General features: G+C 64.0%; 17 protein-coding genes. 8 read left to right on the top strand and 9 right to left on the bottom strand.

Annotation, left to right across the window (positions count from 1 at the left end):
• Positions 1 to 56 precede the first annotated feature (56 nt).
• From ABE093_RS09090 to ABE093_RS09080, 3 genes are read right to left on the bottom strand one after another with little or no spacing between them, the layout of a single operon-like run.
• Positions 57 to 767 carry a polysaccharide biosynthesis protein gene (locus tag ABE093_RS09090; RefSeq protein WP_430760548.1) on the bottom strand — a complete coding sequence of 237 codons (711 nt, stop codon included), beginning with the start codon at positions 765 to 767 and terminating at the stop codon, positions 57 to 59.
• Complete coding sequence (locus ABE093_RS09085) at positions 767 to 2356, bottom strand: XrtA system polysaccharide chain length determinant (protein WP_430760547.1); 1590 nt, start codon at positions 2354 to 2356, stop codon at positions 767 to 769. Before ABE093_RS09085 ends, ABE093_RS09090 begins: the two co-directional genes overlap by 1 nt.
• Positions 2353 to 2946 carry an XrtA/PEP-CTERM system exopolysaccharide export protein gene (locus ABE093_RS09080; protein ID WP_430760546.1) on the bottom strand — a complete coding sequence of 198 codons (594 nt, stop codon included), beginning with the start codon at positions 2944 to 2946 and terminating at the stop codon, positions 2353 to 2355. The genes ABE093_RS09085 and ABE093_RS09080 overlap by 4 nt, the downstream gene beginning before the upstream one ends.
• 164 nt (positions 2947 to 3110) lie before the next feature.
• Here ABE093_RS09080 and galE point away from each other — a divergent pair, with 164 nt between their 5' ends.
• Entirely contained in the window at positions 3111 to 4130 is a 1020-nt protein-coding gene (gene galE / locus ABE093_RS09075; protein ID WP_430760545.1) for a UDP-glucose 4-epimerase GalE, read from the top strand.
• A 3-nt stretch (positions 4131 to 4133) separates the two neighbouring features.
• Here galE and ABE093_RS09070 read toward each other — a convergent pair whose 3' ends face one another.
• Positions 4134 to 5141 carry an NAD-dependent epimerase gene (locus tag ABE093_RS09070; RefSeq protein ID WP_430760544.1) on the bottom strand — a complete coding sequence of 336 codons (1008 nt, stop codon included), beginning with the start codon at positions 5139 to 5141 and terminating at the stop codon, positions 4134 to 4136.
• Between the two features lie 2 nt (positions 5142 to 5143).
• Positions 5144 to 6436, bottom strand: a complete 1293-nt coding sequence (locus ABE093_RS09065; protein ID WP_430760543.1) for a nucleotide sugar dehydrogenase — start codon at positions 6434 to 6436, stop codon at positions 5144 to 5146.
• Between the two features lie 120 nt (positions 6437 to 6556).
• Between ABE093_RS09065 and ABE093_RS09060 the strand changes: the two genes are divergently transcribed.
• The 6 genes from ABE093_RS09060 (at position 6557) to ABE093_RS09035 (ending at position 14243) form a co-directional block, all read left to right on the top strand.
• Positions 6557 to 7717, top strand: coding sequence for an efflux RND transporter periplasmic adaptor subunit (locus ABE093_RS09060; RefSeq protein WP_430760542.1), 1161 nt, complete (start codon positions 6557 to 6559; stop codon positions 7715 to 7717).
• A 3-nt stretch (positions 7718 to 7720) separates the two neighbouring features.
• Complete coding sequence (locus ABE093_RS09055) at positions 7721 to 10852, top strand: multidrug efflux RND transporter permease subunit (RefSeq protein ID WP_430760541.1); 3132 nt, start codon at positions 7721 to 7723, stop codon at positions 10850 to 10852.
• A 101-nt stretch (positions 10853 to 10953) separates the two neighbouring features.
• Positions 10954 to 11379 (top strand): hypothetical protein, encoded by a 426-nt coding sequence (locus tag ABE093_RS09050; protein WP_430760540.1) that lies wholly within the window; start codon positions 10954 to 10956, stop codon positions 11377 to 11379.
• A 1-nt stretch (position 11380) separates the two neighbouring features.
• On the top strand, positions 11381 to 11614 hold the full coding sequence (locus ABE093_RS09045; protein ID WP_430760539.1) for a helix-turn-helix transcriptional regulator: 234 nt from the start codon (positions 11381 to 11383) through the stop codon (positions 11612 to 11614).
• A complete protein-coding gene (locus ABE093_RS09040; protein ID WP_430760538.1) occupies positions 11611 to 12267 on the top strand; it encodes a dihydrofolate reductase family protein in 657 nt (218 codons plus the stop codon). Before ABE093_RS09045 ends, ABE093_RS09040 begins: the two co-directional genes overlap by 4 nt.
• Positions 12264 to 14243: an MGH1-like glycoside hydrolase domain-containing protein gene (locus ABE093_RS09035; protein ID WP_430760537.1), complete on the top strand. Its 1980-nt coding sequence runs from the start codon at positions 12264 to 12266 to the stop codon at positions 14241 to 14243. The genes ABE093_RS09040 and ABE093_RS09035 overlap by 4 nt, the downstream gene beginning before the upstream one ends.
• On the opposite strand, the gene ABE093_RS09030 is transcribed toward ABE093_RS09035, so the two are convergent.
• Positions 14222 to 15472: a cytochrome-c peroxidase gene (locus tag ABE093_RS09030; protein WP_430760536.1), complete on the bottom strand. Its 1251-nt coding sequence runs from the start codon at positions 15470 to 15472 to the stop codon at positions 14222 to 14224. The two genes, ABE093_RS09035 and ABE093_RS09030, sit on opposite strands and share 22 nt — an antisense overlap.
• Before the next feature lie 43 nt (positions 15473 to 15515).
• Here ABE093_RS09030 and acpA point away from each other — a divergent pair, with 43 nt between their 5' ends.
• Positions 15516 to 17075, top strand: coding sequence for an acid phosphatase (gene acpA, locus ABE093_RS09025; RefSeq protein WP_430760535.1), 1560 nt, complete (start codon positions 15516 to 15518; stop codon positions 17073 to 17075).
• A 15-nt stretch (positions 17076 to 17090) separates the two neighbouring features.
• On the opposite strand, the gene ABE093_RS09020 is transcribed toward acpA, so the two are convergent.
• From ABE093_RS09020 to ABE093_RS09010, 3 genes are read right to left on the bottom strand one after another with little or no spacing between them, the layout of a single operon-like run.
• Positions 17091 to 17987 carry a 2-dehydro-3-deoxygalactonokinase gene (locus ABE093_RS09020; RefSeq protein ID WP_430760534.1) on the bottom strand — a complete coding sequence of 299 codons (897 nt, stop codon included), beginning with the start codon at positions 17985 to 17987 and terminating at the stop codon, positions 17091 to 17093.
• Positions 17984 to 18883, bottom strand: coding sequence for an SMP-30/gluconolactonase/LRE family protein (locus ABE093_RS09015; protein WP_430760533.1), 900 nt, complete (start codon positions 18881 to 18883; stop codon positions 17984 to 17986). The genes ABE093_RS09020 and ABE093_RS09015 overlap by 4 nt, the downstream gene beginning before the upstream one ends.
• Positions 18880 to 19506, bottom strand: coding sequence for a 2-dehydro-3-deoxy-6-phosphogalactonate aldolase (locus ABE093_RS09010; protein ID WP_430760532.1), 627 nt, complete (start codon positions 19504 to 19506; stop codon positions 18880 to 18882). Before ABE093_RS09010 ends, ABE093_RS09015 begins: the two co-directional genes overlap by 4 nt.
• Position 19507 lies beyond the last annotated feature (1 nt).

The raw sequence follows: 19507 nt of genomic DNA, 5'->3' as shown, positions 1-19507 counted from the left end.
GATGCCGCGAGTATGGTTGGACGCCAGGAATCCTTTCGGCGTGTGTGTCGCACGGTTCACCCCATGTCGTTGAAAACGACGCCTGCGAATTTTTCCGGTGGGAATTGCTGGACGGCGCGGGCAATCGTTTCCGCGGTGTTCATCGCGTAACCGGTCACCAGCACCACGATGTCGGCCATTTCGGCGAGGATGCGTGCATCCGGAGACGATTCCACCGGCGGCGCATCCAGGAACAGATAGCGATTGGCGTAATGGCTGCGCAACGAATCGACCAGCAGGCGCATCCGCGGCGTCGCGAACTGTTCCGCGCTGTTTTCGCGCGGCGGTCCGGCCGGGATCAGGCCCAGGCGCGGGACGCCGGTGTCATGGATCAGTGGCGTGATGTCTTCGACCTGTCCCTGCAGGTAGCCGCCCAGGTGGGCATTGCCCATGTCGATGCGCATCACTTCGTGCTGCGACGGATGGCGCAGGTCGCAGTCGAGCAGCAGGGCGGTGCGGGCATCGTCGAAGGCGAATGCCGCGGCAAGGTTGCGTGCGACGAAACTGCTGCCGCAACCGGCCGAGACCGGTGCGATCAAGGTGACGAAATTGCCATCCATCATCGACAGCAGTTTCGTGCGCAGGTCGCGGAAGGCATCGACTTCCGGCTGCGCCACATTGGCGCGATAGATCGTGCTGCGTTCGCGCAACTGGGCCGGCGTCAACGTCTTGCCGGGCGTCTGCATCAGCGCATGGTCGCGCTGGCTCTGGAACGTTCCGGAATCCATCACAGACCTCCCGCGCGGAACAGCGCCAATACGCCATAGACCATTGGCACCGACAGGAACAGGCTCGTGGCCAACGCACCTTGGCGCAGCATCGATGCCCGACTGGCACGCGTGCGGTAGCGCGGGGTGACGCCAAGCAGCGGCACCGCCGACAGCGTTTCCACCTGGTCCGGGGAACGCAGCTTCTGGTCGAACTTCACCATCGCCAGCAACAGGCCGAGCGGCAGCAGCAGCGCCACCGCCAGGCTGGCGATCGCGACGTGCATCAGGCGCAGCCCGCTGGCGCGCACCGGCACCAACGCCGGTTCCTGCACGCGAAAGCTCATGCCACGATGGTTCTCATCAAGGTTCATCGACAATCGGGCGTTCTCGCGACGCTTCAACAGATCCTGGTAGAGATCGCGATTGACCTCGTAGTCGCGGGTCAGCTCGGCCAGCGCGCTGGCCGCGGCGGCGATGCCGCGGTTCTGCGTCATCACGCCCCCCAGCAGTTCCTCCGCGGTCGCGCGGCGGGCGGCAATCGATGCGCTGTCGCTGCGTGCCGCGGCCAGCTTGCTGCGCAGTTCGCCGTACAGCGGATTGATCGCGCTGGCGCTCTCGAGCGAAGATCCGCTCTGGGCTGCGGCGGCCTTGCTGCGCAGTTCGGCGTTCTTGAGCTGCGTTTGCAGGTCGTCGAGCTGGTGGTTGATGCGCACCACGTCGGGGTACTGATCGGTATAGGTCAGCAGCAGCTTGGCGCGTTCGGTCATCAGGTCGGCCATCTGCGCGCGGATCTGTCCCTCGCGCGTCTGCACCGCGTTGACCTCGTTCTCGTTGCCGAGTTCGGTCTTGATCGCGGCTTCCTTCGATCGCGCGTTCTGCAGGTCCATGTCCGCGGCATCGACCTGGTGGCGCAAGTCGGCGATGCGGGTGTTGACTTCGGCCTCGACGCCCGGGCGGGCATCGGGATTCGCGGAACGATAGGCCTCGAGGCGCGCTTCCGATTGCTCGAGCTTGTCGTGGTAGGTCTTGACCTGGGCATCGATGAACTGGAAGGCCTCGCGGCTTTCGCGTTCCTTGGTCGCCAGGCTTTCGCTGATCACCTGGTCGCCCAGCGCCTTGGTCACGACATAGGCGCGATGCGCATCGGAATCGGAATACTCGATCTGGATCAGCTTCTCGCCGGTGTCGATCTGGGTGCGACTCTTGATCTGTTCGATCAGTCGATCCTGCTCGATCGGGCTCGGATGACTGTCCATCCAGCCGCCGACCTTGAGGATTTCATGCATCACCTTGTTGCTGAAGGCGACTTCCTTCGCCAACGCCGCACGATCGGCGACGGCGGTCGGTACCGCGCGTCCTTCCATCAGCGGGCGGATGATGTTGCTGTCCTCCACGACAATCGTGGTGCGAGACGCGTATTTCTTCGGCAGCATGATCCCGACGGCGAGGCCAAGCAGGGCGATGCCGGCGAAGATCGCCGCGTAACGCACCGGGCGGCGGCGGAAATCCTTGGCCACGCCGCGCAACAGTTCGTGCGGGGTCATCGCGGTTTCGCGCGAAGGCAGGGCAGGGGCGATGCCACTGCCCGACAACATCGGAACACTCATAGCACCCGCTCCGGAACCGAAACGACGTCGCCCGAAGTCAACGTGTAATTGGTGCCGAGATCGCCCTTGTTGAGGATCTGGTCGAGGCGCACGCGATAGTTGCCGCCGGGATTGTTGTCCTTCGGACGGCGATGCAGTTCGGTGCGATCGGGGGCGGCGAATTCGGTGACGCCACCCGCGGCGAGCACCGCGTCCAGCACCGTCATGCCCTGGCGCCACGGCACCGAGACCGGATTGCGCACCGCTCCAGTGACGCGGACCCGTGACAGGTATTCGTGGCTGCGCAGCTCGGTGAGGATGACCGCGACTTGCGGATCGCGCACGTAAGCGGTCAGTTTCTGCTTGATGTCATCAGCGACTTGCTCGGGCGTGCGACCGCCAGCGGCGACGTCGCCGATCAATGGCACCGAGATCTTGCCGTCCGGGCGCACCGGCACGGTGATGCCGAGTTCCGGATTGCGCCAGACCGAGACCTGGACGATGTCGTCCACGCCGATCTGATAGGCCTTGACTGCCTGCGTGGCATCCGTCGGCGGGGCAGCGGCTTGAACGCCGGCTCCGGTGGTGGCGCACGCGGAAAGGAAAATCATGCACAGTGTTGTGCATGCCAAACGTAGCATCCTGCTCATGGCTTGCTCCTTGCAACATGGCGAAGTTACACCCGCGCGCAAGTCCCGGCAAGTAGGGGTTTTCTGATCTTCCCGGGCGCATTCACCATCGTTCGGCCACAACAATCTCGAATAAAATCAAAGCCATGAAGATCCTCGTCACCGGCGGAGCCGGCTATATCGGCAGCCATTCATGCATTGAATTGGCGGCATCAAATCATCAGGTTGTGATCCTCGACAACCTCTGCAATGCGTCACAAGTCTCAGTTGCGCGTGCGGAAAAACTCGCGGGGACGCGATTTCCACTGCTCCAGGTCGACCTTCGCGATGCCGGAGCGGTGCATCGGGTGTTCGAGCGCGAGCATTTCGACGCCGTCGTCCACTTCGCCGCGCTCAAGGCCGTCGGCGAGTCGGTGGAAAAGCCGCTCGACTATTACGACAACAACGTCGGCGGCAGCATCCACCTGTTGCAGGCGATGCGCGCGCATGGCTGCAAGCGCCTTGTCTTCAGTTCGTCGGCGACCGTGTACGGCAATCCCGACAGCGTTCCGGTGAACGAGGACGCGCCATTGCGGGTGACCAATCCCTATGGCCGCACCAAGCTGATGATGGAAGACATGATCCGCGACGTTTGCGCGGCGGATCCGGAATTCAGCGCGATCCTGCTGCGTTATTTCAATCCGGTCGGCGCGCATCCCTCGGGCGAGATCGGCGAGGGCCCCCGCGGCATTCCCAACAACCTGATGCCCTACATCTGCCAGGTCGCGGTCGGGCGTCGCGAACGCCTCAGCGTGTTCGGTGACGACTGGCCGACGGTCGACGGCACCGGCGTGCGCGACTACATCCATGTGGTCGATCTGGCGCGTGCGCATGCGGACGCGATCAACACGCTGGAACATGCCCACCATCCGGCGACCACGCTCAATCTCGGCACGGGGCAGGGCGTCAGCGTGCTGCAACTGGTGCAGGCCTTCGAACAGGCGAGCGGGCGCAAGGTGCCTTACGAGATCGTCGCCCGCCGTGCCGGCGATGTCGCCGAGGTCTATGCCGATCCGCAACGGGCAAAACAGGTCATCGGCTGGCAGGCCACGCGTGGCGTTGACGAGATGTGCGTCGACGCCTGGCGCTGGCAGTCGCAAAACCCGGACGGATACAACGCGGCCTGATCGTCAGACCTTGTAGTAATCGCGATACCAATTGACGAAGTTGCGCACGCCGGTTTCGATCGGCGTCGCCGGCTTGTAACCGGTATCGCGCTGCAGGGCGGTGACGTCGGCAAAGGTGTCGGGGACGTCGCCGGGCTGCATCGGCAGCATGCGCATTTCGGCCTTGCGCCCGAGCGCGTCTTCCAGCACTTCGATATAGCGCAGCAGTTCCACCGGCTGGCTGTTGCCGATGTTGTAGACGCGATAGGGCGCGGTCGACGACGCCGGCGTCGGCTGCAACGGATCGTAGGCCGGATCGGGGCCGGGCACGTGGTCGAGGGTGCGGATGATGCCTTCGACGATGTCGTCGATATAGGTGAAATCGCGGCTGTGGCGGCCGTTGTTGAAGACTTCGATCGGCTCGCCGGCAAGAATCTTGCGGGTGAATAGGAACAGCGCCATGTCCGGGCGTCCCCACGGTCCGTAGACGGTGAAGAAGCGCAACCCGGTGGTCGGGATGTTGTAGAGATGGCTGTAGGTATGCGCCATCAATTCGTTGGCCTTCTTGCTGGCCGCGTACAGGCTCACCGGATGGTCGACGCTGTCCTCGACCGCGAACGGAAGCTTGCGGTTGGCGCCATAGACCGAACTCGACGACGCATAGACCAGGTGCCCGCAACCGAAGTGGCGGCAGGCTTCGAGGATGTTGAGGAAACCGACGATGTTGCTGTCGATGTAGGCGCGGGGATTCTCCAGCGAATAACGCACGCCGGCCTGCGCCGCGAGCGCGACCACGCGATCGGGCTTGAATTCCTTGAACGCGCGATCCACCGCTTCGCGATCCTCGAGATCGGCGCGCACGAAGCGGAAGCCGGGCTTGCCTTCGAGCAGGGCGAGTCGCGCTTCCTTCAGGGTGGGATCGTAGTAATCGTTGAGATTGTCGAAACCCAGGACTTCATCGCCGCGTTCGAGCAGGCGATGGCTGAGGGTCGATCCGATGAATCCGGCGGCACCGGTGACGAGGATTTTCATCGTCATAGCCTGTCATTGGCGAAGCCCGCGGGCAAGCGCTGGCTGACGTCGAAGACGACATGATCGTGCTTGCCGAGCGACTTCACCCAGTCCGCACCACGCTCGAGGAATTCGCGATGTGGCACCGCGAAGACGATGGCGTCGTACTCGCCGGCGACCGGTTCCACCAGCAGGTCGAGTCCGTATTCGTGGTGCGCTTCCTCGGCATCGACGCGCGGATCGAAGACGTCGATGTCGAGGTGGTAGTGACGCAGCTCATCGATGACATCGACGACGCGGGTATTGCGCAGGTCGGGGCAATCGGGCTTGAAGGCCAGGCCCAGCACCAGGACGCGGGCATCGACCAGGTTGATCTTTTCCTGCGTCATCAGCTTGACCACGCGGCGCGCCACGTGCGCGCCCATGCCGTCGTTGATGCGCCGTCCCGACAGGATCACTTGCGGCTGGTAGCCGATCTGCTGCGCCTTGTGGGTGAGGTAGTAGGGATCGACGCCGATGCAATGTCCCCCGACAAGTCCCGGCTTGAACGGCAGGAAGTTCCATTTGGTGCCAGCCGCCGCCAGCACTTCGCCGGTGTCGATGCCGAGGCGATGGAAGATCAGCGAGAGTTCGTTGATCAGGGCGATGTTGAGGTCGCGCTGGGTGTTTTCGATCACCTTGGCCGCTTCCGCCACGCGGATGCACGAGGCCTTGTGGGTGCCGGCAGTGATGATGCTTCCGTAGAGGCGATCGATCAGTTCGGCGGCTTCCGGCGTCGAGCCCGAGGTCACCTTGAGGATGGTTTCGAGGCGATGCTCGTGGTCGCCGGGGTTGATGCGCTCCGGGCTGTAGCCGACGAAGAAGTCGCGGTTGTACTTCAGGCCCGACACCTGCTCGATGATCGGCACGCACACTTCCTCGGTGGCGCCGGGATAGACCGTGGATTCGAACACCACCACCGCGCCGGGCGAGATCGCGCGGCCAACGGTGCGGCTGGCCGATTCCAGCGGGCGCAGGTCGGGACGCTTGGCGTCGTCGATCGGCGTCGGCACGGTGACGATGAAGACATTGCACGCGCGCAGGTCGGCTTCTTCACCGCTCAAGCGCAGGTGGGTGGCGGCCGCGAATTGGTCCGCGGACGTTTCATGGGTGCGGTCGTGGCCGTCGCGCAACTCGCTGATACGGCGTTGCTGGATGTCGAAACCCAGCGTGGGGTAGCGTTTGCCGAACGCGACCGCAAGCGGCAGGCCGACATAACCCAGGCCGATGACGGCGAGTCTGACCTGGTCGAGTTCCATGAGAATCGGTGTGGTCATTTCCTTTGGCATCCTGTCCATCCTAGACTTTAGGCACACGAAGTTAACGAGGGTGCAGTGTAACCTCGCCGGTTCACGCGCACTTCCCCCAAGACCGATCGGCTTCAGGAGCCCTTCTTGATGAAAACCACCACGCGCCTGCTCGCATTGAGCGTCCTCACCACGGCACTGATGGCCTGCTCGTCAAAACAGGGAGGACCCGGCCAGGGTGGACAGATGCCGCCTCCGGAGGTCGGTTATGTCGTGATGCAGCCCGCGGACGTCGCCGTCGAGGCGCAATCGTCCGGGCGTCTTGCCGCCTATCGCAGCTCCGATGTCCGTGCGCGCGTCGCCGGCGTGGTCCAGCGCCGCCTCTATACCGAAGGCAGCGACGTCAAGGCCGGGCAGGCGATGTTCCAGATCGATCCCGAGCCGCTGCGTGCAGCCACCGCCTCGGCGCAGGCCGCGCTGGCCAGCGCGCAGGCGACCGCCGCCAATGCGCGCGCCGCCGCCGAGCGCGCCCGCGGTCTCGCCCCCGGCAAGTTCATTTCCAAGGCCGACCTCGACAATGCGCTGGCCGCGGAGCGCAGCGCCAATGCCGCGGTGAAACAGTCCCAGGCCGCAGTCACCACCGCGCGCATCAACGAGGGCTATGCCTCGGTGCGCGCGCCGATCGATGGCCGCGCAGGCATCGCCCAGGTCACCGAAGGCGCCCTGGTGGGACAGGGCAGCGCGACCCTGCTCACGACCGTCGACCAGATCAATCCGCTCTACATCGAATTCTCGGTGGGCGTGAACGACCTCAGCCGCCTGCGCCAGTTGTCCGCGCAGGGTGGCGGTTCGCGTGAAGTCGATGTCCTTCTGCCCGATGGCAGCACCTTCGACCAGAAGGCACGCCTCGATTTCTCCGGCAGCGTCGTCGATCCCGCCACCGGCGCGGTCAAGCTGCGCGCGGTATTGCCGAATCCCCAGCACCTGCTGATGCCGGGCACCTTCGTCACCGTCAAGGCGACGCTGGCCGAACAGCAGGGCGCCTATCGCGTCCCGCAGACCGCCATTCTCCGCGATGCCCAAGGGCCGTACGTGCTGGTGGTCGGTGGCGACAACAAGGCCGCGCGCAAGAGCCTGCCGGAAGGCCGCCAGCAGGGCGGCGATTTCATCGTCTCCGGCGGCTTGTCGCCGGGCGACAAGGTGATCGTCAGCGGCGTACAGCGCGTGCAGCAACCGGGCCAGGAAGTGAAGGGCGTGCCCGCTGACGCCAAACCGGCGGCGCCAGCCGCGGCTCCGGCCAAGCAGGGATAACCCATGCCCAAATATTTCATCGAACACCCGGTACTCGCCTGGGTCGTCGCGATCCTGATCTCGCTGTCGGGCGCGCTGGCGATCCGCAGCCTGGGCATCGAGTCGTATCCCGACATCGCGCCAACCCAGGTCAGCGTGGGCGCCGGCTATCCGGGCGCCAGCGCCGAAACCACCGAGAAGGCGGTGACGCAGGTCATCGAGCAGCAGCTCACCGGCATCGACAACCTCGACTACTTCAGTTCGTCCAGCGCCAGCGGCCAGTCCAGCATCAACCTGACGTTCAAGCCGGGCACCGACCCCGACATCGCGCAGATGCAGGTGCAGAACAAGGTGTCGCAGGCGACGCCGCGCCTGCCCAGCGAAGTGGTGCAGTCTGGCGTGGTGGTGGCCAAGGCCAACTCCGGCTTCCTGATGGTCGTGGCGCTGAAGACGAGCAACCCTGCGGTTGACCGCGACCAACTCGCCGACATCATCGCCTCGCGCGTGGTCGACCAGATCTCGCGCGTGCCGGGCGTCGGTAACACCCAGGTGTTCGGCGGCCAGTATTCGATGGATATCTGGCTGAATCCCGAGAAATTGAAAGCCTACGGTCTGTCCGCGAGCCAGGTGCTGACGGCAGTGCGTGGTCAGAACGTGCAGTTCTCCGCCGGCAGCGTCGGTGGCGATCCTTCGCCGGCCTCGCAGATGATCACCGCGACGGTTTCCGCCGAAGGTCGCTTCAGCACGCCGCAGGAATTCGAAAACATCCTGTTGCGCACCGATGCCAACGGCGCGGCCGTGCATCTCAAGGATGTCGCCCGTGTCGAGCTCGCCGGCGCCCACGGCTTCAACATGAAGTGGGACGGCCAGCCGGCCGCCGGTTTCGCCGTGCAGCTGGCCCCGGGCGCGAATGCGCTCGCGGTGGCGGAAGCGGTGAAGGCACGCATGGACCTGCTGCAGCCGAGCTTCCCGGCCGGCGTGCAGTGGTTCTGCCCGTACGACACCTCGACCTTCGTCAAGATCTCCGTGGAAGAGGTGGTGAAGACGCTGGCCGAGGCGATCGTCCTGGTGTTCCTGGTGATGCTGCTGTTCCTGCAGAACATCCGCGCCACCCTGATCCCGACGCTTGTGATCCCGGTGGCGTTGCTCGGCACGTTCCTCGGCATGTACGTGATCGGCTTCACCATCAACCAGCTGTCGCTGTTCGGCATGGTGCTGGCGATCGGCATCGTGGTCGACGACGCCATCGTGGTGATCGAGAACGTCGAACGCATCATGACCGAGGAAGGCCTGTCGCCGATGGCGGCGACGCGCAAGGCGATGGAGCAGATCACCGGCGCGGTGATCGCGATCACCCTGGTGCTGGCCGCGGTGTTCATTCCCAGTGCGCTGCAGAGTGGCAGCGCCGGCGCGGTCTACAAGCAGTTCGCGCTTACGATTGCCATCGCGATGTTCTTCTCGGCCTTCCTGGCGCTGGGCTTCACGCCGGCGCTGTGTGCGTCGCTGTTGAAGCCGACCACGCATCATGAAGCGCGCAATCCGATCTTCCGCGGGTTCAACAAGATCTACGATCGCATCAGCCACACGTATGTCGGCCATATCGGCAGCGTGGTGCGCCACACCCCGCGTTGGATGGTGGTGTTCGCGGCATTGGCCGTGGTTGGCGGCTTCCTGTTCGTCAAGATGCCGGGCAGCTTCCTGCCGGAAGAAGACCAGGGCTATGCGATCGTGATCGCGCAGACCCCGGCCGGCGCCACCCTGCGTCGTACCGACGCCGTGCTCGACGAAGTCCGCACCAAGCTGGCGCAGATGCCGGAAGTCGACGGAATGATGCAGGTCTCCGGCTTCAGCTTTATCGGCGCCGGCGAAAATGCCGGTATCGCCTTCGTCCGCCTCAAGGACTGGAGCAAGCGCAAGACCACCGCGACCGAGTTCATCCAGAAAGCGAACATGGCGATGTTCGGCATTCGCGACGCGCAGGTGTTCGTGATGAACATGCCGACGGTGAACGGCCTCGGCCAGTTCGGCGGTTTCGACATGTACCTGCAGGATCGCAGTGGCCAGGGCCGCGCCGAGTTGGGCAAGGCGCTGGGTGCGTTGCTGGGCAAGGCTTCGCAGGACAAGACGCTGATGGCGGTGCGCCCGAACGCCTTGCCGGATGCGGCGCAACTCAAGCTCGACGTCGATCGCCTGCAGGCGCAGTCGATGGGGTTGTCGGTAGGCGACATCTACAGTTCGATCCAGCTGATGCTGGCACCGGTCTACGTCAACGACTTCATCCAGGCCGGGCGCGTCAAGCGCGTCAACATGCAGGCCGATGCCCAGTTCCGCACCGGACCGGAATCGCTGCAGGAGTTCTACACGCCTTCCAGCAAGACGGATGCCTCCGGCGTACCGCAGATGATCCCGCTGTCGAACGTGGTTCATGCCAAGTGGGAAATGGCATCGCCGACGTTGACGCGCTACAACGGCTTCGCCGCGGTGGAAGTGGTGGGCCAGCAGTCGCCGGGGCACAGTTCCGGTGACGCCATGAAGGCGATGGAAAACATCGTCACCAAGGACCTGCCACAGGGCTTCGGCTACGACTGGGCCGGGCAGAGCTACCAGGAAATCCTCTCCGGCAACCAGACCACCATGATCATGGCGCTGTCGATCATCGTGGTGTTCCTGTGCCTGGCCGCGTTGTACGAAAGCTGGTCGGTGCCGATCGCGGTGCTGCTGGTGGTGCCGATCGGCATCCTCGGCGCGGTGCTGCTGTCGATGCTGCGCGGCTTGCCGAACGACATCTATTTCAAGATCGGCATCATCACGGTGATGGGCTTGGCGGCCAAGAACGCCATCCTGATCGTCGAGTTCGCGATCTTCGAGCGGCGCGCCGGCAAACCGCTGGCACAGGCGGTGATCGAAGCAGCGCGCCTGCGCCTGCGTCCGATCCTGATGACGTCGCTCGCCTTCATCGCGGGCGTCACCCCGCTGGCGATTTCGACGGGTGCCGGCGCCAACTCGCGCCACGCCATCGGTACCGGCGTAATCGGCGGCATGCTGTTCGCGACCTTCCTCGGCCTGCTGTTCATCCCGGTGTTTTACGTGACCGTGCGGCGCTTCCTGGGCGAAACCCTGGACGATCCGCCCAAGCTCAATGAACACGGACATTGATCGAAACTTGAGGTCCCGGCCAACTCAATGTCAAAAATATTTGACATTGAGTCAAATATAGATAACATGACTCCCATCACCACCGTTGATGGGAGTCGAACATGATGCTGCCGAAGGAAAGGTTTGCCTGGGTTTGGATGACCGCGCTGGTCATCGTGTTCGGCCTGTATTTCGCCTGGATCCAGGCCCGTCATTACGTCCAGCCCGATCCGACGTTCCTGGCCCAGATCGGGGCGCTTGCGATCGCGCTGTCGACGCTGGCGGTGATCGCGCTCGCCACCCATCTCTACTTCCGCCTGCGCCGTGGCGAAGACGGGGAGATCCAGGAAGACGAGCGCGATCGCGCGATCGAACTGCGCGCCACCACCATCGCCTATTACGTGCTGATGGCCGGCATCTGCTATGTCGGTTGCTACCTGCCGTTCACCGAAACCCGCTGGAACATCGTCCATGCGGCGTTGCAATCGATCGCGATCGCCGAAATCGTGAAGTGCGTGGTGATCGTGCGCGGTTACCGGAAGGGCTGACATGTCCGGCAAGCGCCTGAGCAACGACATCCGTGCCCTGCGCTTCGCGGCGGGGGAGATGACCCAGGCCGATCTCGGCAAGCGCGTCGGCCTGACCCGGCAGACCATCGCCGCGATCGAGGCCGGCAAGTATTCGCCAACGCTGGAATGCGCCTTCCGCATCGCCGACGTGTTCGAAAAACCACTGGATGCCGTCTTCAGGTGGGAAGATACGGATCACTCTCCGGATAGATGAAGGCAACAGCCATGGGCAAGGTGCGCGTCGCGGGATTCACGGTGTCGATCGACGGCTTCGGCGCAGGGCCGGAGCAAAGTCTTGCCGATCCGTTGGGCAAGGGCGGTCGCGAGCTGCATCAGTGGATGTTCGGAACACGGATGTTCCACGACATGATCGGCAAGCCCGGCGGCGAAACCGGCGTCGACAACGACTTCGCGCAACGATCGATGGCGGGCTTCGGCGCCTTCATCCTCGGCCGCAACATGTTCGGCCCGATCCGCGGCGACTGGCCCGACGACGCCTGGAAAGGCTGGTGGGGCGACGATCCGCCGTATCACGCGCCGACCTACATCCTCACCCACCATCCGCGCGCATCGATCGTGATGGAAGGGGGCACCGTCTTCCATTTCGTCACCGATGGTATCGACAGCGCATTGCGGCAGGCGCGCGCCGCTGCGGGAGATCTCGACGTCAAGATCGGGGGTGGCGTCTCCACCGTGCGCGAGTACCTGCAGGCCGGTGCGATCGATGAGATGCACTACGTGGTGTCGCCGGTCGTGCTCGGCCAGGGCGAGGCGATGTTTGCCGGCATCGACCTGCCGGCGATGGGCTACCGGATGACCGAACAGGCGACCACGCCGAAGGCGATGCATGTGGTGATGGCACGGTGAGGTCGCTGTTCCTGGCGGCCGTGTTGACGTTGTCGGCCGCCGCGATGCCCGCAAGCGCAGCAACGAAAGCCGCCAACGCTTCGGAAGCGGCTCGCGACGTGCTGGACATGCATGGCATGCCGCGCGACGCCAGGGATCGCAGCTTCAACATCTTCTTCGACGCCGGCGCCTGGCACGGCTACAGCCTGCCGCCGGTGGCGGATGCGCAATCCGGATTCGTCGGGCCATTCGTGCACAGCCTGCGGGGAGGGCAGTGGACGGGAACGCGGTTCGCTCGGGTGGAATTGCGGGATGCGGCGACGCATCGCGCCATCGAGCTGAAACCGATCGGCAGTCATGCCTGGCCAGGAACGTTGGAACGCGATTTCGCCGGCGAGGGATTGAGCGTTCGGCAAATCCTGTTTTATCCCGATTCGTGGCGCGCACTGGTCCGGATCGAAATCGCATCGGATCGTGCGCGATCAGTCGAAATATCGATTGCCGGCGATGCCATGCCGGCGAAGGGCGACCACCTCGATGTTTCCGGAAGCGACATCATCCAGACTTTTGCCGATTCGCATTCGCGACTGGCGACGCGCTGGCTGGTGCAGGGTGGGGGAGTGCCGCAGCCAACGGTTTCCGGCGATGGTTACCGCATCGCGTTGGCGCAAGCGCTGCAATTGCCAAAGGGCAAGCACGTCGATTTGAGCGTCGAGCAATCGCTGCAGTACGACGATCGCGTCGACAGCGTGCCGGAAGTCGATCCGCTGAAGGCATGGATACTGAATCGCACGCGCTGGATCGGCTACATCACTGCCATCAAGTCGCGGAATATTCCCGGATTGTCGCGCGAAGCCGCCGATCGCGTGCAGATGAAAGCGGTGATGACGCTGCTCGGCAACTGGCGCGCGGCGCGTGGCGATATTCGTCACGACGGCGTGGTTCCGTCCTATTCGAATCCCGATTTCAATGGGTTCTGGGCCTGGGATTCGTGGAAACACGCGGCGGCGCTGGCGCATTTCGCGCCCGATCTTGCCCGCGACCAGATGCGCGCGATGTTCGACGTCCAACGTGCCGACGGCATGGTGCCGGACTGCATCTTCCTCGATGCGAAGGAGAACAACTGGCGCGACACCAAGCCGCCATTGGCGACCTGGGTGACGCTGGAAATCTGGCGTGCCACCGGCGACAAGATCTTCGTTGGCGAGATGTACGACAAGCTGGTGCGCTATCACCGCTGGTGGTATCGCGACCGCGATCATGACCACAACGGGCTCGCCGAATATGGATCGACCGACGGCACGCGGATCGCCGCGGCCTGGGAAAGCGGCATGGACAACGCCGTGCGCTTTGACGGCGCGAAGATGGTGAAGAACGGCAACGGCGCCTGGTCGATCGATCAGGAATCGGTCGACCTGAATTCCTATCTGTATCGCGAAAAGATCGACCTGGCGACGCTGGCCGGCGTGCTGGGCAAGACCGCAGACCGCGACGCCTGGCTGAAGGAAGCTGCCGGGCTCAAGCCGCTGATCCAATCGCGGATGTTCGATCCAGCCGCCGGCTATTTCTTCGATGCGCGTCTCGGGAACGGCGAACGCATCCGCGTTTTCGGCTCGGATGGATGGAGCCCGCTGTGGGCAGGCGTCGCCACGCCTGCGCAGGCGGAAGCAGCCCGCCGCGTGATGCTGAATCCGGCGAAATTCGCCACCCACATGCCATTTCCGACGCTGGCGCGCGATGATCCGCATTTCTCGCCCATCAAAGGCTATTGGCGCGGCCCGCTGTGGATGGATCAGGCCTATTTCGCGGTCGAAGCGCTGCGTCGCAATGGCTACGGAAAGGATGCCGACGAAATGACGCGTCGCCTGGTCGTCAATGCGACCGGATTGTCCGCGCAGGCACCGATGTACGAGAACTACGATCCGCTGACCGGCGACGGTTACCAGTCGCGCAACTTCAGTTGGTCGGCAGCGAGCTATTTCCTGCTGCTGCGGTAGGGATTGTCCTTGAGGTAGCCGTCGTCAAGCGTATGCAGGAAGGCGACGATGGCGGCGATCCCGTCCTTGTCCAATCGTGCCTTCGCGCCCGGGCGCTGGCCGTCGAACGGTGGATCGCGATTGATGTTGCCGTGGTAGCGCGACGGAAGATCATCGTAAAGGGTGATTCCCCCGCGCGCATCGCGTGAATACCAGCGCTCCGGCGTGATGTCGCGGGTGACGTAGAACTCGACCACTTCGGCGAGGTCGTGGAACTTGCCGTTGTGAAAGAACGTTTTTCGTTGCGCGACATTGCGCAGCGTCGGCGTGCGGAACAGACCGCAGTAGTCGTCCTGTCCGTCCTTGTCCTTGCGTTCCGGTCCGCAGGCGCCGAGATCATGGAAGCCCGGATCGCGATTGCGTGCGATCGCCGGATTGCGCGGCACGGCGAGCGCGATCAATCCGTAATCGGAAAATGCAGGCGGGGTGCCGTCCAGCCCGCGCCGCGACAGATGGCATTGCGCGCAATTCCCCTTGGCCTCGTCATCGAAAAGTTCGAGGCCACGCCGTTCCTGCGCGCTCAACTGCGCGTGGCCGGTCAGCCAGGCATCGTATTTGCTGGTGTACGGGCTGAATTCCGCATAGTCCTCTTCGAATGCCCCGAGTGCGCGCGTAACCGCAGCGAAGGCCTTGCTGTCGGTCGTCAGTGCATCGTCGCCGAGCGCGGCGCGCAGTTTCGCCGCATGCGGCGATTTGCGCACTGCATTCGCCACGCCGGGCACGCTGTTGCCCATCTCGAACGGCGATGTGAGGGGAATCGCCGCTTGCAGGGCACCGGTGTCGACGCGTCCGTCCCAGGTCAGGCCACCGGTCGGGCCGTTGTCGATCGAGTTGTCGGCTTCCTCTTCCGGATCGTGGTGGTGGTTGTCGTAAGGCGGGACACGATTGAGATAGGTCAGCGTCGGTGGCGCACGAAACCCCTGATCCCGTAACGCAGGACCACCCATCTGCACGTCGAGCATGTTCGGCGGGTTGTAGCGGCGCGCAGGGTCGTGGCAGCTGGCACACGATTGTCGTCCCGATGCCGAAAACGAGGGATCGGAAAAGATCGCCTTCCCGGCTTCGCGGAGCAGGGCAGTGCGCTCGCGCGCTGTGGCATACCAACCCGAAGAATGCCCGGTTTCGGCTGCAAGCAACACCGCGCTGATGCCCGCGCAACACAGCAAAATCAGGGATCTGGCGTGCATCATGTGCTAACGTCACCTGTCACCAAAGTGTCATGGAAATACCATTATGCGCAGGCTCGAAAAAATCGCACTCGCCACCATCGCAGCCATGCTGGCATCGTGCCAAACCATGCCTGCAAGGAACGGCGGTGCGGAAGTCGCCGGCAAGGGCGATCCGGGCCTCGCCGACATCCAGACCATCGTGGTGATCTACGCCGAGAACCGCAGCTTCGACAATCTCTACGGGAATTTCCCGGGCGCGAACGGCCTGCAGAACCTCAAGCCCGAGCAATACCTGCAACGCGATCGCGACGGCAGCATCATGAAGTCGTTGCCGCCCGTATTCGGGCAGGGACTGACGGTTGCCTCCGATCCCAAGCAGATCACCACCGAAGCGACGCGCGGCCATCCCAACCGGGCATACGCGCTGGACGATCCCAACGGCTACGGCGTGACGATGGATTACAAATTGCACGATCTGATCCACGCGTTCTACAACCAGCAGATGCAGATCAATGGCGGCAAGAACGACAAGTTCGCCGCTTGGAGCGATGCCGGTGGCGAAACGATGGGGTATTTCGACGGATCGCAGATGGCGATGTGGAAGATCGCGCAGAAGTACGTGCTGGCCGACAACTTCTTCCATGCGGCTTTCGGTTCGTCCTTCCTCAACCACCAGTACCTGGTCTGCGCCTGCGCGCCGTTCGACTACAAGACCAAGGACGACCCGAAGAAATATCAGAACAACATCTCGGTGCTGGATGACGATGGCGTCAGCCTGAAACCGGATGTAAAGAATCCGGCGTCGGCGCTGGATGGCCCGCCGAAATATGTCCGCTATGGCGTGCTGACGCCCGATTTCTACGCGGTCAACACGATGATGCCGCCGTACGCGCCGTCGGGGAAACCCGCGCCAAAGAATGCCGGCGAAGCGCTCGACCGCATCACCCTCAGCCCGCAGACGGCGGAAACCATCGGTGATCGCCTGAGCGTGGCGAACATCGGTTGGGCCTGGTATTCCGGTGGTTGGCAGGTTGCATTGGACGGCGGCAAGCCGGCCGACAAGATCGTCTTCCAGTACCACCACCAACCCTTCAACTACTACGCCAACTTTGCGCCGGGCACCGCGGCACGCGCGCAACACCTGCTGGACGGCGGCATGGACGGCGCGAAGTTCATCGCCGACATCGATGCCGGAAAGCTGCCGGCCGTGACCTTCTACAAGCCCCAGGGCAATCTCAACCAGCATGCCGGCTATGCCACGGTGCGCGCCGGCGACGAGCACATCGCCGAAATCATCGCCCACCTCGAGAAAAGCCCGCAGTGGCAGCACATGGTCGTGGTGGTCACCTACGACGAAAACGGCGGTTGGTGGGATCACGTCGCGCCGCCCAAGGGCGATCGCTGGGGGCCGGGCCTGCGCATCCCGGCGATCATCGTGTCGCCGTTCGCCAAGCGCGGCTACGTCGATCACCAGCAGTACGACACCGGCTCGATCCAGCGCCTGATCAATCGCAAGTATGGATTGCAGCCATTGCCCGGCATCGTCGAACGCGACGCCGCGCTCAAGGCGCACGGCGAAGCCCCGATGGGCGACCTGGTCAATGCGCTGGAGTTGCCGCGCTGACGCCAGCGCGCCGTTTCATCCGCAGCGGCGTTGCCACAATGCGTGCAGGCCGCGCGCGGCGAGGTCCTCGGGATGGCGTTGCACGCCGATACCCAATGTCGTGAGTGCGTGCGCGTAGGCGGCAAGCAGGCGATCGCTGCCGATCAGATGCACCTGTGCCGGACGCGGATGATGGGAGAACACGCCCGATGCGTTCAATTCATGGCCGATCAGCAGGCCGGACAGATAGGACGGCAGTGCCGCATCGTCGAACAGCTTGAACAGGCCGCTGGTCCGCACGCCGAACAGGTGATGCAGCAGGCCGCCCGGCTGGGCACTGCGCTTGAGTCCGCTGTCGAAGGCATGGGCATCGAAGCGACCATCTTCTTCAGGCATCAGGCGACCAAGAATGCTGTGCTTGCGCAGCACCGCGTACATCTCGCCGGTCATCGCCGTGGAGATGCGCTGAATGCCACCATCGCGCACGGTCGCCCATTTGCTGTGCGTGCCCGGCAGGCAGACCAGGTGACTGCCGCCGGGCAGGACGTCAAGCAATGCGGCCAGTTGGGTCTCCTCGCCACGCATGACGTCGGGGACGGCATCCGAAGCGATATCGCGCAGCCCGGGCATGATCCAGATTTCGCGACCGGGGAAAACATCGCCAGGCAGGCGCTGCATCGCGGCCGCCAATTCGGTGTGTCCCGCCGGACAATCGAGGTAGGGCATTTCGTGCCAGCCGCCGCGGCCACCGACCATTCCGCACATCAGCACCAGCGGATCGTCCCAACCCCGGATCTCTTCTTCCAGTACCTGCCGGAAGTTGCCGTGGCAAGTCATGACGCCGCGTTCACTGCGACGACGCTCGCGCACGCCGCCCTGTTCATCGAGTCGATACAGGCGCAGGCTGCTGGTGCCCCAATCGACGGCGATCACGGCAATGCCACCCGATCTTCTTCGCGCGCCAATACACGCCCGATGCGATGCACGAAGACGCCCCCGGAATCCGGATACGCATCCAGCACATCGGGCGACAAACCGACGCGGGCGGTGGTGACGTAGAGCGAATCGCCGTCCAATGCCACGCAGCTCGGCTGCAATGCCGGCACGCGAATCACGCGATCGACCCGGCCATCGGGGAGATAGCGCACGACCCGGCCGGCCCCCCATTGCGCGTTCCACACCGCGCCTTCGGCGTCGACGATCGAACCATCCGGTTCCGCGCCGGGCGTATCGAGTTCGGCGAACACCCGCAGGTCCGATACGCGGGCATCGGCAGCGTCATACCGACAGGAAAGAATGCGCGGATCTGCGGAATCGCAGAAATACATGCGGGTACCACTGGCATCGAAGCAGATCGAATTGGGAATCGCGGCACGCGGCAGGTCGAGTTCACGCAGTCCATGGCCTGCACTGTACTGATAGTAGCGGCCGGCGCGTCGCGTATCCGGATGTTCGCTCTTGGTGCCGAAGACGAAGTTTCCATTGCGGTCGGCGCGACCATCGTTGACGCGCGTCATCGCCTCGTCGGCTTCGACGTCGGCCAATTTGTCGAATGCTAAGTCGTCGCTGTCGAGTTGCGCCTCGACATCGCAAACGTGCAATCCCTTGGCCAATCCCAGCAACAGGCGACCGTCCTTGCCCAGTCCGATGCAGGCCAGCGGTTGCGGCAAGGCCCACGAGCGCGTTCGACCCGTCGCAAGTTCATGGCGCCACAATCCGGCGCCGAGGATGTCGACCCAGTACAACACGTTGCGACGGCTGCACCAGAGGATACCTTCCCCGAGTTCGCAACGGCTGTCGATCAGGAGCGTTGCAGTTGCTTCGCTCATCCTGCGTGATCCAGCCAGGCTTGCCGGAATGCACGTGCCTGTGCGCGCGTGCGTTCGACGGATTGCCCGGACTTGTAAAGATCGCCGCCGATGCCGGCGCCGGCGCAGCCGGCGGCCAGGTAACGGGGCAGGGCGTCAGGGGTGATGCCGCCGACGGCGAACAGGGGAACCGAGGGTGGCAGCACGCTGCGCAGCGCACTCGCCATCGCTGGCCCGTAGACGGAGGCAGGAAAGAGCTTGAGCATCCGCGCGCCGGCATCCAGTGCATCGAAGGCTTCGCTGGGCGTGGCCACGCCGGCAGCGACATGGAGTCCACGGGCGACTGCGTGTGCGATCACGGACGGACGCGTGTTGGGTGTCACGACGAGGGTTCCGCCGGCATCGACCAGGGCATCGACCTGCGCCGTGGTCAGCACCGTACCGGCACCAATGCAAATGTCGCGCGGAAACTCGCGAGCCAGGCGCGCGACACTGTCGTTCCAGCCGGGCGAATTGGTCGGGATCTCGATCGCGTCCCAGCCTTCCTCGACCAGCGCACGCGCGTGCGACAGCGCTTCATCCGGCGTGATCCCGCGCAGGATCGCGATCAGGGGGAGGCGGAATGGAATGGCTTCTGCACTCATG

The sequence above is a fragment of the Solilutibacter silvestris genome (assembly GCF_050574925.1).
GTDB lineage: Bacteria > Pseudomonadota > Gammaproteobacteria > Xanthomonadales > Xanthomonadaceae > Solilutibacter > Solilutibacter silvestris_A.
This window is presented reverse-complemented; position numbering and strand designations above follow the sequence as displayed.

What these genes read in the sequence shown, in the direction of transcription:
- ABE093_RS09080 (WP_430760546.1), bottom strand. Translation starts at nt 2,946, where the DNA reads ATGATTTTCCTTTCCGCGTGCGCCACCACCGGAGCCGGCGTTCAAGCC.
- ABE093_RS09010 (WP_430760532.1), bottom strand. Translation starts at nt 19,506, where the DNA reads ATGAGTGCAGAAGCCATTCCATTCCGCCTCCCCCTGATCGCGATCCTG.
- ABE093_RS09045 (WP_430760539.1), top strand. Translation starts at nt 11,381, where the DNA reads ATGTCCGGCAAGCGCCTGAGCAACGACATCCGTGCCCTGCGCTTCGCG.
- ABE093_RS09065 (WP_430760543.1), bottom strand. Translation starts at nt 6,436, where the DNA reads ATGACCACACCGATTCTCATGGAACTCGACCAGGTCAGACTCGCCGTC.
- ABE093_RS09055 (WP_430760541.1), top strand. Translation starts at nt 7,721, where the DNA reads ATGCCCAAATATTTCATCGAACACCCGGTACTCGCCTGGGTCGTCGCG.
- galE (WP_430760545.1), top strand. Translation starts at nt 3,111, where the DNA reads ATGAAGATCCTCGTCACCGGCGGAGCCGGCTATATCGGCAGCCATTCA.
- ABE093_RS09050 (WP_430760540.1), top strand. Translation starts at nt 10,954, where the DNA reads ATGATGCTGCCGAAGGAAAGGTTTGCCTGGGTTTGGATGACCGCGCTG.
- ABE093_RS09040 (WP_430760538.1), top strand. Translation starts at nt 11,611, where the DNA reads ATGAAGGCAACAGCCATGGGCAAGGTGCGCGTCGCGGGATTCACGGTG.
- ABE093_RS09015 (WP_430760533.1), bottom strand. Translation starts at nt 18,883, where the DNA reads ATGAGCGAAGCAACTGCAACGCTCCTGATCGACAGCCGTTGCGAACTC.
- ABE093_RS09090 (WP_430760548.1), bottom strand. Translation starts at nt 767, where the DNA reads ATGGATTCCGGAACGTTCCAGAGCCAGCGCGACCATGCGCTGATGCAG.
- ABE093_RS09085 (WP_430760547.1), bottom strand. Translation starts at nt 2,356, where the DNA reads ATGAGTGTTCCGATGTTGTCGGGCAGTGGCATCGCCCCTGCCCTGCCT.
- ABE093_RS09030 (WP_430760536.1), bottom strand. Translation starts at nt 15,472, where the DNA reads ATGATGCACGCCAGATCCCTGATTTTGCTGTGTTGCGCGGGCATCAGC.
- ABE093_RS09060 (WP_430760542.1), top strand. Translation starts at nt 6,557, where the DNA reads ATGAAAACCACCACGCGCCTGCTCGCATTGAGCGTCCTCACCACGGCA.
- ABE093_RS09070 (WP_430760544.1), bottom strand. Translation starts at nt 5,141, where the DNA reads ATGAAAATCCTCGTCACCGGTGCCGCCGGATTCATCGGATCGACCCTC.
- acpA (WP_430760535.1), top strand. Translation starts at nt 15,516, where the DNA reads ATGCGCAGGCTCGAAAAAATCGCACTCGCCACCATCGCAGCCATGCTG.